Below are 15,909 nucleotides of genomic sequence, written 5' to 3' on the forward strand. Positions count from 1 at the left end.
TCCCTACCGACCGGTCGTTCGGGTGAGTGGCTTCAATGGTGAGCCGGGGGCCCTTAGGGTGTCAAGCCTGTGGATAACTGAGTGGTGATCGACGTGATCGGGGCGGGATGGACGCGGACCACGGTGGGCGTGCCGGAAACGAGAAGAAGCTCGCCTGGCCCGGTGTGACGGCCCGGGAGCACGCGGATCAGGAGGCCGGGGCCGCCTCTGCGGGAATACCGGACGGAGATGCGGATTCTCTCCCGAGCCCGGCGCCGGTCGTCGCGGCGCCGTGTGACGCCGCCACCGGCTGCGTACCGGGGCCCGCCGGAAGCCGCCAGGGCAGCGGTATGGCCGCGCTGTCGCTTCCGTATCAGGTCGCCGCGACGCTGGTTCTGTGCGTCATCGGGCTGCTGGCCTGCGCACACATAGCCATGATCTTTCTGCATGTCGCGCCGTCCAACACACTGACGAAACAGCACGGCGAAGTGGTCGAGGACTGGGTCTTTCCCGAGTTCGAGCAGAACTGGAAACTGTTCGCGCCCAATCCGCTCCAGCAGAACATCTCCGTGCACGTGCGGGCCGAAGTGGCCGACAACGGTGCCGACGGCAGCAGTGTCACCCGCTGGTTCAACCTCTCGCGTGACGACGGCGAGCGGATACGCGGCAACCTTCTCCCCAGCCACATCGACCAGAACGAACTGCGCCGTGCCTGGGACTTCTACACCGGGTCCCACGACAGCGAGAACCGTCCCAACGGCCTGCGCGGCGAGTTGTCCGAGCGCTACATCCGCCGCATCGTCATGCTGCGCCTCGCCGAGCACGGTTACGGCGGCGCTGTCGAGCGCATCCAGGTGCGGTCCGAAGTGCGTCCCGTCGGGGCCCCGGCGTGGAGTGGCGAGAAGATCAGCACCCGGCCGGAGTACAGGGAGCTCCCGTGGTGGACCGTCACCCCGTCCGACCTCTCCAGGACGACCGCGGCGGATCAGGCCTCGCAGGCCGGGAAGGCGGAGAAATGAGCGCCCCCACTCCGGTCCGTGAACGCGCCGACAGCGCAGGCCATTCGCTCGCCGGCGCCGTCCAGCGCGTCACGGCCTCTCCCCTCGGCGCTTACCAGAGCGCCGTCGTCCGCATCGGTGTCTCCACCACCTATCTGCTGTTCCTGCTGCGTGAACTGCCACACCGCCACGAGTTGTACGGGCCGGACGGGCCGTGGAGCTGGGACATGGCGCGCCGGCTCATCACCAACAACGACGCCTTCACCGTCCTGATGTGGTCGGACAGCGCGATCTGGTTCGAGACCGTCTACGCGCTCACCCTGGTGTCGGCGGCGCTTCTGATGACTGGCTGGCGGACCCGTGCCACCTCCGTCGTGTTCATGGCCGGGGTGCTCTCCCTGCAGAACCGCAGCATCTTCATGGGCGACGGTGGCGACAACGTCATCCACCTGATGGCGCTCTACCTGGTGCTGACCCGCTGTGCGCGGGTCTGGTCCCTGGATGCGCGCCGGGCGTCGCGGGAGGCCGAACGTCTCGCGAAGGGAAGCCGGCCGGGCCGTGACGTCGTGGGGCCGGCCCTGTGGGCGGTCTCCGGATGCGTTCTCCTGCCCGCCACCGTCATGGGGGGCCTCGGTGGCACGTGGTGGTTGCCGTCCCTTCTGTGGGTGCTGTGGCTGGGGAACGGGGCCTGGTGGGCACTGAACCGCTATGCGCCGGACCACGAGATGCGCGCCCTGTCCGACGTGCTGGCCAACCTGGCCCACAACGCCGCTCTTTTCGTGATCATGGCCGAGGTGTGCCTGATCTACGCGACCGCCGGCTGGTACAAGATCCAGGGGTCCCGCTGGCAGGACGGCACCGCGATCTACTACCCGCTCGAACTGGACTACTTCACCCCGTGGCCCGGGCTCTCCGGCCTGCTCGCATCCAGCGCCCTGGTGGTCATGGTGCTGACGTACGCCACGGTCATCGTGCAGGTCGCTTTCCCCTTCACGCTGTTCAACCGACGGGTCAAGAACGTCCTTCTGGTCATCATGATCGGTGAGCACGCCGGGATCTCCGTCCTGCTGGGGCTCCCTTTCTTCTCCATGGCGATGATCGCGGCCGACGCCGTCTTCCTGCCGACGGTCTTCCTGGTGTGGCTGGGGCACAGGGTGTCGCGCGGTCGGCAACGCCTGGTCTCCCGGGCGGCGGGCAGGCTCCGGCTTCCCGGGCAGCGGCGGGCGGGTACGGATGACGAGGAGGCCACGCGCAGCGGTGGGGGCAAGGGCCATACGCTCGTCGGGTGACCAGCGAGACCGGCAGTACAGAAGAGCCCCGTGCGGCAGCCGCGCCCGATCCGTCCGCGGAACCGATCCAGTACGACGACGGGTACGGCGCCGTGATCGGTGTCGGACCTCACCCGTTGCCCTGGCCCGAGGGAGAGCGGTACGACCCCGAACTCCTTGCCCACGGTGACCGGCGCAATGTGGGCGACGCCTACCGGTACTGGACGCGGGAGGCGATCGTCGCCGATCTGGATCTCCGGCGGCACGACTTCCATGTGGCGGTGGAGAACTGGGGCCATGACTTCAACATCGGTTCGGTGGTGCGGACCGCCAACGCCTTCCTGGCGAAGGAGATCCACATCGTGGGGCGGCGCCGCTGGAACCGGCGGGGCGCGATGGTCACCGACCGCTACCAGCATGTGCGGCACCACCCGGACACGGCGGATCTGACTGCCTGGGCGGAGACCGAAGGGCTCCCGATCATCGGGATCGACAACCTCCCCGGGGCCGTGGCGCTGGAGCGGACGGAACTGCCGCGCCGCTGTGTGCTGCTGTTCGGGCAGGAGGGGCCCGGGCTGACGGAGGAAGCGCGTCGGCATGCCTCGATGGTGTGCTCGATCGCGCAGTTCGGCTCGACGCGGTCGATCAACGCCGGCGCCGCGGCCGCCATCGCCATGCACGCGTGGGTGCAGCGCCACGCGGACATTCCGGATCCACGGGGCGGATGACCGGTGGAGCGGGTCCCCGCTCCACCGGACGTCCTGCGGCCGGCTTCCCAGGGCCTGCTCAGGCCTGACGGCGGACTTCCACCACCCGGAACCGGTTGGACACGAACGCCCCGTCGCAGAGCGCCGCGTTGGCCGCAGGGTTGCCTCCTGAACCGTGGAAGTCGGAGAAAGCAGCCGTCTGGTTGACGTACACACCGCCGGTGAGATTCAGCGAGAGCTGAGCCGACTCGTCGAAGCAGACCTCCTCCACCGCACGCTCCACCTCGGGTGAGGTGGTGTACGCGCCGACGGTCATCGCACCCTTCTCGCGGACCGTGCGGCGCAGCAGGTCCAGCGCGTCGGAGGTCGAGTCGACGGCGACCGCGAACGAGACCGGGCCGAAGCATTCCGAAAGGTAGGCCGCCCCGTCGTCGGACTTGGCGCCGTCGAGCTTCACGAGAGCCGGCGTACGCACCACGGCCTCGGGGAAGTCGGGGTTGGCCACAGGGCGCGAGGCGAGTGCTACGTCGCCCAGGGCCGCCGCCCCTTCGACCCGGGCCTTGACGTCCGGGTTCACCAGGGCGCCGAGCAGTCCGTTGGCCCGGGCGTCGTCACCGAGAAGCCCACTCACGGCCTCGGCGATGTCGGCCACCACCTCCTCGTAGGACTTGGCGCCCGCGTCGGTCGTGATGCCGTCGCGCGGGATGAGCAGATTCTGCGGGGTGGTGCACATCTGGCCGCTGTAGAGGGAGAGCGAGAAGGCCAGGTTGGAGAGCATGCCCCGGTAGTCGTCGGTCGAGTCGAGGACGATCGTGTTGACCCCCGCCTTCTCGGTGTAGACCTGGGCCTGCCGGGCGTTGGTCTCCAGCCAGTCCCCGAAGGCGGTGGACCCCGTGTAGTCGATGATCTTGACCTCGGGTCGTACCGCCAGGGTTTTGGCGATGCCCTCTCCTGGCCGCTCGGTCGCCAGGGCGACGAGATTCGGGTCGAAGCCCGCCTCGGTCAGCACCTCGCGAGCCAGCCGCACGGTGAGGGCCAGCGGCAGGACCGCCCGCGGGTGCGGCTTGACCAGCACGGGATTCCCGGTCGCCAGCGAGGCGAAAAGGCCTGGATAGCCGTTCCACGTGGGAAAGGTGTTGCAGCCGATCAGCAGGGAGACGCCCCGGCCGGTTGCCGTGTACGACTTGTGGAGCTGCAGCGGGTCGCGCTTCCCCTGGGGTTTCGACCAGTCGGCGCTGCGCGGCGTACGCGTCTGTTCCTCGTAGGCGTACGCCACGGCTTCCAGACCGCGGTCCTGGGCGTGCGGGCCGCCCGCCTGGAAGGCCATCACGAACGCCTGCCCACTGGTGTGCATCACGGCGTGGGCCAGCTCGTGCGTACGCGCGCTGATCCGGGCGAGGATCTCCAGGCAGACCAGGGCCCTCGTCTCCGGACCGGCCGCACGCCAGGAGCCCATGGCAGCGCTCATGGCCGGAAGCAGGATGTCCGGGTCGGCGTGTGGATACTCGACGCCGAGCTCCGGCCCGTACGGCGAGATCTCTCCGCCCGTCCAGCCGTCGGTGCCGGGCTGGCCGAGATCCAGCCGGGTGTCGAGCACGGCGTCGAACGCGGCCTTTCCCTCAGCCGCGCCGAGGCTGCCGGGAAGGCCCCCCTCGCCGTAGGCCTTCGGGTGCTCGGGGTGCGGAGACCAGTAGGCGCGCGTGCGGATCGCTTCGAGGGCCTGGTCGAGCGTCGGACGGTGGATCTCGGACAGCTTCGCGGGGGAAAGCTCGGCGGCCATGGCGGACCAACTCCTCGTCGAGCCGGGCAGGGATGTACTGACGGAGTTAGAGTAACCGAACGATCGGTCGGTACAAGGGGCCCGAAGAACCTGTGGACACGTCATGGGGGAGGATCGCGGTCATGACCACGGCCAAGCGGGACACGTACACCCCGGAAACACTCCTGACCGTTGCCGTCCGCGTATTCAACGAGCGCGGCTACGACGGCACGTCCATGGAGCACCTTTCCAAGGCGGCGGGCATCTCCAAGTCGTCCATCTACCACCATGTGGCGGGCAAGGAAGAGCTCCTGCGGCGCGCGGTGAGCCGGGCTCTCGACGGGCTCTTCGGCATCCTCGACGAGCCGGGGGCCATGCGGGGGCCCGCGATCGCCCGGGTCGAATACGTCACGCGACGTACGGTCGAGGTGCTGATGGCGGAGCTGCCCTACGTGACGCTGCTGCTGCGCGTGCGTGGCAACACGAGGACGGAGCGCTGGGCCCTGGAGCGCCGGCGCGAGTTCGACCAGCGGGTGTCCGAGCTGCTCAGGGCCGCGGTGGCGGCCGGTGATCTTCGCGCGGACGTGGACATACGCCTGGCGACCCGGCTGCTCTTCGGCATGGTGAATTCACTGGTCGAGTGGTACCGCCCGCAGCCCGGCGGTTCCTCGGAGGCCGAGCAGCTCGCGGACACGGTCGTCCGGCTCGCCTTCGAGGGGATGCGGGCCGCCTGAACCCGGAGAGCGACCCTAGGCGAGCTCGGCCGGGCGGTCCGGACGCGTACCCAGGTCGGTCTCCTCGAACACCAGCAGGGTGCGGGTGGACAGCACCTCGGGTATGGCCTGGATCCTGGTCAGGACCAATTCGCGCAGCGCCTGGTTGTCCGGCGTGTGGACCAGGAGCAGGACGTCGAAGTCGCCGCTGACCAGTGCGATGTGGGTGGCCCCCGGAAGCGCCTGGAGCTGTTCGCGCACAGTGCGCCACGAGTTCTGGACGATCTTGAGAGTGATGTAGGCGGAGGCGGACTGTCCCGCTCGTTCGTGATTCACGCGTGCGCTGAAGCCGCGGATCACGCCGTCCTCGACGAGCCTGTTGATCCGGGCGTACGCATTGGCCCGTGAGACATGCACGCGCTCCGCCACGGCGCGCACGGAGGCGCGGCCGTCCGTCTGGAGGATGCGCAGGATGGCGCGGTCGGTGGAGTCCAGCGGCCGTGCGGGTGGAGTGGGGACGGATTCCCCACCCCCCTCGGCCATTTGTTCAGCCGGCATCTGCCCGCGCCTCCCTGTTGTGGACGACCTGCCCTTATCCCAGGCTGTGGAGAACCGTTTGTCCACAGGCCGGAGGTGCCTGTAGCCAAATTGCGCCCGCGACCGAACAATCGGTAGGTGAGGCACACCACAGCGGTGCCGCGCTCACGCCCCGACATTCCGGCACATTTCGACACCCCTCGATATATCTCGATGCCAGGAGGTGCTTGTCATGACGGTCCAGGAGCTGCCCGGCGCAGCCGCCTACCGGCCCACGCCGCCCCCGGCCTGGCGGCCGCTCACCGATCCCGCGCCGCTGCTCCCGGACCCCGAGCCGTACCGCGTGCTCGGTACGGACGCCGCGGCCGGAGCCGACCCCGAGCTGCTGCTGAGGCTCTACGCCGAGCTGGTGCGCGGTCGCCGTTACAACGCGCAGGCCACCGCACTGACCAAGCAGGGCAGGCTCGCGGTGTACCCGTCGAGCACCGGGCAGGAGGCCGCTGAGATCGCCGCGGCACTCGTGCTGGAGGGCCGGGACTGGCTCTTTCCCAGCTATCGCGACACCCTCGCCGCGGTGGCACGTGGTCTGGACCCGGTCGAGGCGCTGACGCTGCTGCGGGGGGACCGGCACACCGGGTACGACCCGCGTGAGCACCGGATCGCCCCGCTGTGCACCCCGCTGGCCACCCAGTTGCCGCATGCCGTCGGCCTGGCGCACGCGGCGCGTCTGAAGGGCGACGACGTGGTGGCCCTCGCGATGGTCGGCGACGGCGGGACGAGTGAGGGCGACTTCCACGAGGCCCTGAATTTCGCAGCCGTATGGCGGGCCCCGGTCGTGTTCCTCGTACAGAACAACGGCTTCGCGATCTCCGTGCCCCTGGCCAAGCAGACCGCGGCGCCGTCCCTCGCCCACAAGGCCGTGGGATACGGGATGCCGGGACGCCTGGTCGACGGCAACGACGCACCCGCGATGCACCAGGTGCTGAGCGAGGCGGTGGCACGGGCGAGGCGGGGTGACGGGCCGACGCTGGTCGAGGCGGTCACGTACCGCATGGACGCCCATACGAATGCCGACGACGCCACCCGCTACCGCGGCGACAGCGAGGTGGAGGCGTGGCGTGCACACGATCCCATCAGGCTTCTCGAGCGGGAGCTGACCGCACGCGGGCTGCTCGACGAGGACGGCATGGAGAGGGTGCGGGAGGCGGCGGAACGGATGGCGGAGGGGCTGCGGGAGCAGATGAACGCCGATCCGGTGCTCGACCCGATGGATCTGTTCACCCATGTCTACGAGGAACAGACCGGCCAGCTGCGGGAGCAGGCGGCAAGGCTGCGCGACGAGCTGGACGCCGAGCACGGCCCGTACGGCGAGAGCGGCACGGAGGAGGAGCGATGACCACTGCTGCCGCGACGGCCGGCGAACGGGCGGCCAAGGCCAGGCCGGTCACGATGGCGCACGCCCTCGGACGGGCGCTGCGCGATGCGATGGCGGAGGATCCGACGGTACATGTCCTCGGTGAGGACGTCGGGACGCTCGGTGGTGTCTTCCGTGTCACCGACGGTCTGGCGAAGGAGTTCGGCGACGACCGCTGCACGGACACACCACTGGCCGAGGCGGGAATCCTCGGCGCGGCCGTGGGCATGGCGATGTACGGACTGCGGCCCGTGGTGGAGATGCAGTTCGACGCCTTCGCGTATCCGGCGTTCGAGCAGTTGGTCAGTCATGTCGCCAAGATGCGGAACCGCACAGGCGGCGCCATGCCGCTGCCCATCACGGTGCGGGTGCCCTACGGCGGCGGGATCGGCGGGGTCGAGCACCACAGCGACTCCTCCGAGGCGTACTACATGGCCACGCCCGGGCTGCACGTCGTCATGCCGGCCACGGTCGACGACGCGTACGGACTGCTGAGGGAATCGATCGCGTCCGACGACCCGGTGGTCTTCCTGGAGCCGAAGAGGCTCTACTGGTCCAAGGCCGACTGGTCGCCGGACGCGCCACCCGCGGTCGAGCCGATCGGGCGGGCCGTGGTCCGGCGTCCGGGGCGCAGCGCGACCCTGATCACCTACGGGCCCTCTCTCCCGGTGTGTCTGGAAGCAGCCGGGGCCGCCACGGCCGAGGGCTGGGATCTCGAGGTGGTCGACCTGCGTTCGCTGGTGCCCTTCGACGACGAGACCGTCGTCGCATCGGTCCGCCGCACGGGGCGGGCGGTGGTCGTCCACGAGTCGTCCGGTTTCGGCGGACCGGGTGGCGAGATCGCTGCGCGTATCACCGAGCGGTGCTTCCACCACCTGGAGGCGCCGGTCCTGCGCGTCGCCGGGTTCGACATTCCCTATCCGCCGCCGATGCAGGAGCGGCATCATCTGCCGGGTGTGGACCGGGTGCTCGACGCGGTCGCCCGTCTGCAGTGGGAGGCCGAGAGCTGATGGCGCAGGTACTCGAATTCAAGCTGCCCGACCTCGGCGAAGGGCTGACCGAGGCCGAAATCGTGCGTTGGCTGGTCGAGGTGGGGGAGGTCGTCACCGTCGACCAGCCGGTCGTCGAGGTCGAGACGGCCAAGGCGATGGTGGAGGTGCCCTGCCCTTACGGGGGCGTCGTGACGGCGCGATTCGGCGAGGAGGGCAGTGAGCTCCCGGTCGGTGCACCGTTGCTGACGGTGGCGGTCGGATCGGTGAAGCCGGTGAGGGAGCAAAGGACTTCCGAGGGCTCCGTCGGCCACAGCACCGAGAGCGGTTCGTCCGGCAACGTGCTGGTCGGTTACGGCACGGGGGCACCTGCCGCACGGAGACGCCGGATCAGGCCCGCTCCCGCTCCGGCCCCAGTCTCGCCTCCGGTGGTGACCACGGCTCCGGCCCTCGGCGTGGTGGAGCCGCATAGCCCCGTTGCCGTGATATCCCCACTGGTCAGGAGGCTGGCGCGGCAACACGGTCTCGACCTCCGAGAGGTTGCCGGGACGGGACGGGACGGGTTGATCCTGCGGACCGATGTCGAGTCCGCTATCAGGGCCGCGGACGGGGAGCGTGCTGCCGGCGCGGCACGGACGGGCCGGCCGGAGCCGGACGCGCCGGCCGGGCGAATCGCGCTGCGCGGGGTCCGGGGCGCGGTCGCGGAGAAGCTCTCCCGCAGCCGGCGGGAGATCCCCGATGCCACATGCTGGGTCGATGCCGATGCCACCGAGCTGATGGCGGCGCGAGCCGCGATGAACGCCGGCGGTTCCGCGGCAGGGGCGAAGGTGTCGGTGCTCGCCCTGCTGGCCCGCATCTGCACGGCGGCTCTGGCGCGGTTCCCCGAACTCAACTCGACGGTGGATCCGGACGCCCGGGAGATCGTGCGGCTTTCCGGCGTCCACCTGGGCTTCGCCGCACAGACGGAGCGCGGTCTGGTCGTTCCGGTCGTCCGGGACGCACATACGCGGAACACGGAGTCGATCGGGGCGGAGATCACCCGGCTGACCGAGGCGGCCCGGGACGGGAAGCTGACCCCGGCGCAGCTCACCGGAGGGACGTTCACGCTGAACAACTACGGGGTGTTCGGCGTTGATGGTTCGACACCGATCATCAACCATCCGGAGGCGGCCATGCTCGGCGTGGGCCGTATCGTGCCCAGACCCTGGGTGCACGAAGGCGAGCTGGCGGTCCGCCAGGTCGTCCAGCTCTCACTCACCTTCGACCACCGGGTCTGTGACGGCGGCACGGCGGGTGGGTTCCTGAGGTACGTGGCCGACTGTGTGGAACAGCCGGCGGTGCTCCTGCGCACGGTGTAGCGGCCCCGGGCCGTGGCCGGCCCGGGGCCGGGCTTCTTCTGAGTCCGGTCCCCGGGGGGCCGCCGTGTACCCGCGGCCCGCATACTCGGGAGCATGACCGCGTATGACGCCATCGTGCTTGCCGGAGGGGCTGCGAAGCGCCTGGGGGGAGCCGACAAGCCAGGGCTCCGTGTGGGCGGCCGTGCGCTGCTCGACCGGGTGCTCGCCGTATGTGCCGACGCCCGGTGCACCGTGGTGGTGGGCGGACGCAGGCCCACCGTGCGTCCGGTCACCTGGACGCGTGAAGTGCCCGAGGGCGGCGGGCCGTTGGCCGCGCTCGGCGCCGGCGTGCGGCACACGGACGCGGAGAGCGTTCTGGTGCTCTCGGCGGATCTGCCGTTCCTGCGTGAGGCGACCGTCCGCTCGCTGCTGGCCGCGGCGGAACCGGAAGCCCGCGAAGGCGCCCTGTGCACCGATCAGGACGGCCGGGACCAGCCGTTGGTCGCGGTCTACCGGGCCGAGCCGCTGCGCCGTGAACTGGCCCTCATCGCCACCGAACACGGCAGCCTCGCCGGTCTCCCCCTGCGGTTGCTGACGAGCGAACTGGATCTGGCCCGGGTCCCGGCCGGTCCCTTGGCTTCGTTCGACTGCGACACCTGGGAGGACATTGCTGCCGCCAGGGCACGGATCAGGGAGCATGGGACCGTGCTGGACGAATGGATCACCGCAGTCAAGAACGAACTGGGCATCGAGCTCGACGTCGACACCGGCGTCCTGCTCGACCTCGCCCGTGATGCCGCACACGGTGTCGCCCGGCCCGCCGCGCCACTGACCACCTTCCTGGTGGGGTACGCGGCGGCGATGGCGAGCAGCGGCAGGAGCCCGGAAGCCGCGGCTGAAGCGGTGGCCGAAGCCTCCCGCAAGGCCACTGCCCTCGCGCTCCGTTGGGAGGAGGAGACGGAGGCGGGCAGCGGGCCCGGCACGCCATGACCGCGCACGGAGGCGATGCGTGGACGGCTGAGGGGGAGCGGGCGGCCGAGGAGGAGCGGGCCGTCGAGCAGGCCCTGGCTCTCGTCGGGCGCCAGCAGCAGGTCGCGCAGTCCCCGCCGGGCCGGCCCGGCGCGACGGTTCCCGCTTCCTCGCCGCCGGCGGCAGAGCCGGGCATGAGCGCAGGCCCTGCACCAGGCACCGCTGCGGCGCCAGGTGCTCCGGCACCAGAAGCTCAGGCATCGAACGCTCGGGCATCAGCCACCTCGAGGCCGGGCGACACCTCTGCACCGGGCTTCCCGGCTCCGGAGGCCCGCGCCCCAGAAGGGCCGGCTTCGGGAGCCTCGGCCTCCGATCCCCCGGCTTCGGGGACCTCGGGTCGTCCTTCCGGCCGACGCGGGACCCCGCCGGCCCACGGTGCGACTCCCTCTTTGCACGTCCACCGAGCCAGGACGACCGCCTGGACCGAAGCACGCGCTCTGGCCGAGCGCCTCGGCCGTACCGCCCCCGCTGTCCACCGGCTGCCGCTGGACCGGGCTGTCGGGCATGTCCTGGCCGAGGCGGTCGTCGCGCTCACCGATCTGCCGTCGTTCGACACCTCGGCCATGGACGGCTGGGTCGTCGCGGGGCCGGGGCCCTGGCGCGTACGGGAGGGGGAAGGGCTGTTGGCCGGTCGCGGTTCCACGGAGCCGCTTCCCGACGGACAGGCACTGCGGATCGCCACAGGCGCACGGCTGCCGGCGGACGCCACCGCCGTGATCCGCAGCGAACACGCACATTTCGACGAGGCCAAGGGCCTGTTGTACGCCACCCGCACAGTAGCCCCGGGCCAGGACATCCGGCCCCGGGGCCAGGAGTGCCGGGCCGGTGACGAGCTCCTGCCCGTGGGAACCGTGGTGACTCCGCCCGTCCTCGGTCTGGCGGCTGCCGCGGGTTACGACGCTCTCGTCACCGCGCCCCGGCCCCGCGTGGACGTCTTCGTTCTCGGCGACGAGCTCCTCGCGGCGGGGCTTCCGCGTGACGGGCTGATCCGGGATGCGCTCGGCCCCATGCTGGCTCCCTGGCTCCGCTCCCTTGGTGCCGAGGTCTCCGAGCCTCGGCGCCTCGGCGACGACGCCGCGGCACTCCGCCAGGCCCTCATCTCCTCCGACGCCGATCTGATCCTGACCACGGGCGGGACCGCCGCCGGACCGGTGGATCATGTCCACCCGGTCCTGGCCGGGATCGGGGCCGAGCTGCTGATCGACGGGGTGGCCGTACGCCCTGGCCACCCCATGCTTCTGGCGCGGCTCGCCGAGGGCGGCCCCTGCCTGGTGGGTCTGCCCGGTAATCCCCTCGCCGCCGTCTCCGGTCTGCTGACGCTGGCCGAGCCGCTGATCAGGGGAATCGCCGGCCGGTCTGCCCAGGTTCCTTACCGTGCGGTCGTCCATGAAGAGGTGCACGGACACCCGCGTGATACCCGGCTGATCCCTGTGATCCATCGCAACGACCGTGTCGTGCCACTCCATTACAACGGTCCCGCCATGCTCCGTGGGGTCGCCGGCGCGGACGGGCTGGCCGTGGTGCCACCCGGCGGGGTACGGTCCGGCACCGAGGTGGAGATCCTCGATCTACCGTGGACCTCGGCACTGCCGTGGACGGAAGGGTGTTTCACGTGAAACTTCCCGGCCACGACGCGATGGCCAGGCGCGCCGACGAACATGTCGTGCCGACCCGGGTGCTTCTGCCCCGGCGAGTGGTGGACAGACCGCTGCGCCAGGTGGCCAAGCGGCTGGCGATGGCTCTCACGGTGCTGGCCGCCACGGTTTTCATCGTCTGGGCCGACCGGGACGGCTACCACGACAACGCCGACAACAAGGTCGACTTCCTCGATGCCGTCTACTACGCGACGGTGACGCTGTCGACCACCGGCTACGGTGACATCGTCCCGTACAGTGACCCGGCTCGGCTCGTCAACGTGGTGCTGGTGACGCCGTTGCGCGTGCTCTTCCTGATCATCCTGGTCGGCACCACCCTCGAGGTCCTGACGGAACGGACCCGGGAGGACTTCCGGCTGAACCGTTGGAGAACCAACTTGCGTGAACACACCGTGGTCGTCGGCTTCGGGACGAAGGGCCGTTCGGCGATCCAGACCCTCTGCGCCACCGGTCTGAAGAAGGACCAGATCGTCATCGTCGACCCGGCCGGCAAGGTGATCGAAGCGGCGAACGGCGAAGGATTCGTGGGCGTACTGGGGGATGCGACGCGCAGCGATGTGCTGTTGCGGGCCGAGGTCCAGAAGGCCCGTCAGATCATCATCGCCACCCAGCGCGACGACACCGCCGTGCTGGTCGCCTTGACCGCGCGTCAGCTCAACAGAGGTGCCAAGATCGTGGCCGCCGTGCGTGAGGAGGAGAACGCGCCGCTGCTGCGGCAGTCCGGCGCCGATGCCGTGATCACCAGCGCGAGCGCGGCGGGACGCCTGCTCGGCCTCTCCGTCCTCAGCCCCAGCGCGGGCACGGTGATGGAGGATCTCATCCAGCAGGGCAGCGGGCTCGATCTCGTGGAACGGCCGGTGATAAAGGCCGAGGTCGGCAAAAACGTACGCGAGACCGATGACCTGGTGGTCAGCGTCCTGCGTGGCCACCGGTTGCTCGGTTACGACGATCCGGCGGCCAGTCCTCTGCAGCTGACGGACCGGGTGATCACGATCGTGCGTGCCTCACCGCTCCATACATCGCCGACGCACCCTACGCAGCAGCCCCAACAGCGCCCTTAGAGCAGGGCCGGACACGACGCGGGCAGGCCCGCCCCCGTCCGGGACTCCGCACGGAGTAGCCTCGCGGCCATGTATGCGATCACGATCCCCGAACCAGGCGGCCCCGAAGCGCTCGTATGGGCCGAGGTCCCCGATCCCGTACCAGGTGAGGGCGAAGTCCTCGTCGAGGTCGTCTCCAGCGCGGTCAACCGGGCCGATGTGCTGCAGCGGCAGGGCTTCTACAACCCCCCGCCCGGCGCCTCCCCCTACCCTGGCCTGGAGTGCGCGGGCCGCGTCGCGGCGCTCGGCCCCGGGGTGACCGGGTGGTCCGTGGGCGACGAGGTGTGCGGACTGCTTGCGGGTGGTGGATACGCGGAGAAGGTGGCTGTGCCAGCAGGCCAGCTGCTGCCCGTGCCCGACGATGTGAGCCTGGCCGATGCCGCGGCGCTGCCCGAGGTGACGGCGACGGTATGGTCCAACGTCTTCATGGTGGCCCACCTGCGCCCCGGTGAGAACCTCCTGGTCCACGGCGGTTCCAGCGGGATCGGTACGATGGCGATCCAGCTCGCCAAGGCCGTGGGCGCGCGTGTGGCGGTGACGGCGGGAGGTCCCGAGAAGCTGGCGCGCTGTCAGGAACTCGGCGCCGACGTCCTCATCGACTACCGCGAGCAGGATTTCGTCGAGGAACTGTACAAGGTGACGGACGGTGCGGGGGCCGACGTGATCCTCGACATCGTCGGGGCGAAGTATCTGGACCGGAACGTGCGGGCACTGGCTGTGAACGGCCGTCTCGCCATCATCGGCCTCCAGGGCGGTGCCAAGGGCGAGCTGAACCTGGGCGCCCTGCTGAGCAAGCGAGCCGCTGTCACGGCCACGTCTCTGCGTGCGCGGCCGCTCGCGGAGAAGGCCGCGATCATCGCGGCGGTACGTGAGCACGTGTGGCCGTTGCTCGCCGACGGTGTCGTGCGGCCCGTCGTGGACCGCACGCTCCCGATGGCGGACGCCGCAGAGGCGCACCGGCTGATGGAGTCCAGCAGCCACATCGGCAAGATCCTCCTGGCCACGCCGCAGGCCTGACACGGGCGTGCCGGAAGCGTGCGCCGGACGCAGCACGTTCGAGAACCACGTCCGGCCCCGTGGTCCGCGCTCATGCCCCACGCGAACGCCGGGGCCCGGCACGCATCGCGTGTGCCGGGCCCCGGGGGCGTACCGCTGCGGTGCGGTGCCGAAGGCTAGAGATACGGCCCGGAGCGCGCCGGTCCGTGCGGATCGGCGCCGCCTTCCTCCTCCTCATGGCCGAGGCCGGGAGGAAGAGCGCGGCGCATGTTCTCCAGCTGCGCACGGGCCGCCATCTGCTGGGCGAACAATGCCGTCTGAATGCCGTGGAAAAGACCCTCCAGCCATCCGACCAGCTGGGCCTGCGCGATCCGCAGCTCGGCTTCAGAAGGCACGGACTCCTCGGTGAACGGCAGCGAGAGCCGTTCCAGCTCCTCCACGAGCTCCGGCGCCAGACCGTCCTCGAGCTCCTTCACCGAGCTCGCGTGGATCTCCTTCAACCTCACCCGGCTCGCCTCGTCGAGAGGAGCTGCCCTGACCTCTTCCAGAAGCTGCTTGATCATGCTGCCGATGCGCATGACCTTCGCGGGCTGTTCGACCATCTCCGTCACCGGGACCTCGCGCGATTCGTCGTCACCGCCACCGTCACCGCCGCCGATAGCCATTCCGTCCTGCCCCACCACGAGGACTTGGGGGTGCTCCTGCGACCGTTCATTCCTCGGCATCTCCATGACGCCATTGTCTCGCACACGGGCATCACCACATGGTGGTGCCCCCGGAAAGGGATGATCACCCTTTTCCGGGGACACCGGGATGCGTGTTCACCGTGGCCGGTCACCCCGCGCGTCACGCAAGGGCCGGACGCGACCCGGAGAGCACCGCGGCCGGCAGTCCCGCGAGCACCGGTACGCCGGACATGGGCGTCACCGGCCACACACCGTCGGGCGCGAGTGCCGAGGGCCACGCGTCACGGTCCGGACGGGTCAGTCCGCGCGGCGTATGCGCAGAGCCAGAAACGCCAGCCCCAGGCCGACCAAGGCGATTCCGCTGCCCAGTGACACGTCCCGCACCTGCCGTGCGGCGGGCTCGTCCAGCGCCTGCCGCCGCTGTACCGCCTCGGAGGGCTGCGGGAACGCCTCGGGCGGGGGCGTGAACGCGGGCACCTCGGCGGGATCAGGGTCCGGCGGCACCTCGTCGGCCGCGGCCTCGGAGCTCGCGGCCTCCTGCGGTGTCAGCGACCGCCCCGGCCGCGCCCGGCCCTCCCCGGCCTGCCGTCCGGCCAGGGAGGACTCTTCGGGGGAGGGACTCGCAGCGGACGAACGGGGGGCCGAGGGCTGCGCCGGAGTCAGGTGAGCCGGCCGTGCGGTCACCGCGGCTCCGTCCTCCCCGTATGCCCAGGCGGGGGGTCCGATCGCCACACCGAGCGCC

15 protein-coding genes are annotated in these 15,909 nt (G+C 70.4%); 11 read left to right on the forward strand and 4 right to left on the reverse strand.

Going from position 1 to position 15,909, the window contains the following annotated elements; all coding sequences use genetic code 11:
* Positions 1-107 precede the first annotated feature (107 nt).
* The 3 genes from ACF1FZ_RS30405 to ACF1FZ_RS30415 are packed head-to-tail and all read left to right on the forward strand — an operon-like array spanning position 108 to position 2,973.
* On the forward strand, positions 108-998 hold the full coding sequence (locus ACF1FZ_RS30405; RefSeq protein WP_391776601.1) for a DUF5819 family protein: 891 nt from the start codon (positions 108-110) through the stop codon (positions 996-998).
* Positions 995-2,266 carry an HTTM domain-containing protein gene (locus ACF1FZ_RS30410; protein WP_391776602.1) on the forward strand — a complete coding sequence of 424 codons (1,272 nt, stop codon included), beginning with the start codon at positions 995-997 and terminating at the stop codon, positions 2,264-2,266. Before ACF1FZ_RS30405 ends, ACF1FZ_RS30410 begins: the two co-directional genes overlap by 4 nt.
* Positions 2,263-2,973: a TrmH family RNA methyltransferase gene (locus ACF1FZ_RS30415; RefSeq protein WP_391776603.1), complete on the forward strand. Its 711-nt coding sequence runs from the start codon at positions 2,263-2,265 to the stop codon at positions 2,971-2,973. The genes ACF1FZ_RS30410 and ACF1FZ_RS30415 overlap by 4 nt, the downstream gene beginning before the upstream one ends.
* A 58-nt stretch (positions 2,974-3,031) precedes the next feature.
* Here the strand turns inward: ACF1FZ_RS30415 and paaN are convergent, their stop codons facing one another.
* On the reverse strand, positions 3,032-4,732 hold the full coding sequence (gene paaN, locus ACF1FZ_RS30420; RefSeq protein ID WP_391776604.1) for a phenylacetic acid degradation protein PaaN: 1,701 nt from the start codon (positions 4,730-4,732) through the stop codon (positions 3,032-3,034).
* Positions 4,733-4,854: 122 nt separating this feature from the next.
* On the opposite strand from paaN, the gene ACF1FZ_RS30425 reads away from it, so the two are divergent.
* The gene (locus ACF1FZ_RS30425; RefSeq protein WP_391776605.1) at positions 4,855-5,445 is read left to right on the forward strand and encodes a TetR/AcrR family transcriptional regulator; all 591 of its coding nucleotides are present in this window, start codon (positions 4,855-4,857) and stop codon (positions 5,443-5,445) included.
* A gap of 15 nt (positions 5,446-5,460) precedes the next feature.
* Here ACF1FZ_RS30425 and ACF1FZ_RS30430 read toward each other — a convergent pair whose 3' ends face one another.
* Positions 5,461-5,982, reverse strand: a complete 522-nt coding sequence (locus ACF1FZ_RS30430; RefSeq protein WP_391776606.1) for an Lrp/AsnC family transcriptional regulator — start codon at positions 5,980-5,982, stop codon at positions 5,461-5,463.
* Between the two features lie 211 nt (positions 5,983-6,193).
* Between ACF1FZ_RS30430 and pdhA the strand changes: the two genes are divergently transcribed.
* The 7 genes from pdhA (at position 6,194) to ACF1FZ_RS30465 (ending at position 14,502) form a co-directional block, all read left to right on the forward strand.
* Entirely contained in the window at positions 6,194-7,357 is a 1,164-nt protein-coding gene (gene pdhA / locus ACF1FZ_RS30435) for a pyruvate dehydrogenase (acetyl-transferring) E1 component subunit alpha (protein ID WP_391776607.1), read from the forward strand.
* Positions 7,354-8,385 (forward strand): alpha-ketoacid dehydrogenase subunit beta, encoded by a 1,032-nt coding sequence (locus ACF1FZ_RS30440; RefSeq protein ID WP_391776608.1) that lies wholly within the window; start codon positions 7,354-7,356, stop codon positions 8,383-8,385. The genes pdhA and ACF1FZ_RS30440 overlap by 4 nt, the downstream gene beginning before the upstream one ends.
* Complete coding sequence (locus ACF1FZ_RS30445; protein ID WP_391776609.1) at positions 8,385-9,722, forward strand: dihydrolipoamide acetyltransferase family protein; 1,338 nt, start codon at positions 8,385-8,387, stop codon at positions 9,720-9,722. The genes ACF1FZ_RS30440 and ACF1FZ_RS30445 overlap by 1 nt, the downstream gene beginning before the upstream one ends.
* Positions 9,723-9,815: 93 nt before the next feature.
* Positions 9,816-10,691, forward strand: a complete 876-nt coding sequence (locus tag ACF1FZ_RS30450; RefSeq protein WP_391776610.1) for an NTP transferase domain-containing protein — start codon at positions 9,816-9,818, stop codon at positions 10,689-10,691.
* Positions 10,688-12,346 (forward strand): molybdopterin-binding protein, encoded by a 1,659-nt coding sequence (locus ACF1FZ_RS30455; RefSeq protein ID WP_391776611.1) that lies wholly within the window; start codon positions 10,688-10,690, stop codon positions 12,344-12,346. Before ACF1FZ_RS30450 ends, ACF1FZ_RS30455 begins: the two co-directional genes overlap by 4 nt.
* Positions 12,343-13,446, forward strand: a complete 1,104-nt coding sequence (locus tag ACF1FZ_RS30460; protein WP_391776612.1) for a potassium channel family protein — start codon at positions 12,343-12,345, stop codon at positions 13,444-13,446. Before ACF1FZ_RS30455 ends, ACF1FZ_RS30460 begins: the two co-directional genes overlap by 4 nt.
* 69 nt (positions 13,447-13,515) lie before the next feature.
* Positions 13,516-14,502, forward strand: coding sequence for an NAD(P)H-quinone oxidoreductase (locus tag ACF1FZ_RS30465; protein ID WP_391776613.1), 987 nt, complete (start codon positions 13,516-13,518; stop codon positions 14,500-14,502).
* A 155-nt stretch (positions 14,503-14,657) separates the two neighbouring features.
* Here the strand turns inward: ACF1FZ_RS30465 and ACF1FZ_RS30470 are convergent, their stop codons facing one another.
* Together ACF1FZ_RS30470 and ACF1FZ_RS30475 are read right to left on the reverse strand one after the other, a co-directional pair.
* The gene (locus tag ACF1FZ_RS30470; RefSeq protein WP_391776614.1) at positions 14,658-15,212 is read right to left on the reverse strand and encodes a bacterial proteasome activator family protein; all 555 of its coding nucleotides are present in this window, start codon (positions 15,210-15,212) and stop codon (positions 14,658-14,660) included.
* 252 nt (positions 15,213-15,464) lie between these two features.
* Positions 15,465-15,899, reverse strand: a complete 435-nt coding sequence (locus ACF1FZ_RS30475) for a hypothetical protein (protein ID WP_391776615.1) — start codon at positions 15,897-15,899, stop codon at positions 15,465-15,467.
* Positions 15,900-15,909: the final 10 nt, after the last annotated feature.

Source organism: Streptomyces sp. NPDC014623 (assembly GCF_043088245.1).
In the GTDB taxonomy this organism is placed as follows: domain Bacteria; phylum Actinomycetota; class Actinomycetes; order Streptomycetales; family Streptomycetaceae; genus Streptomyces.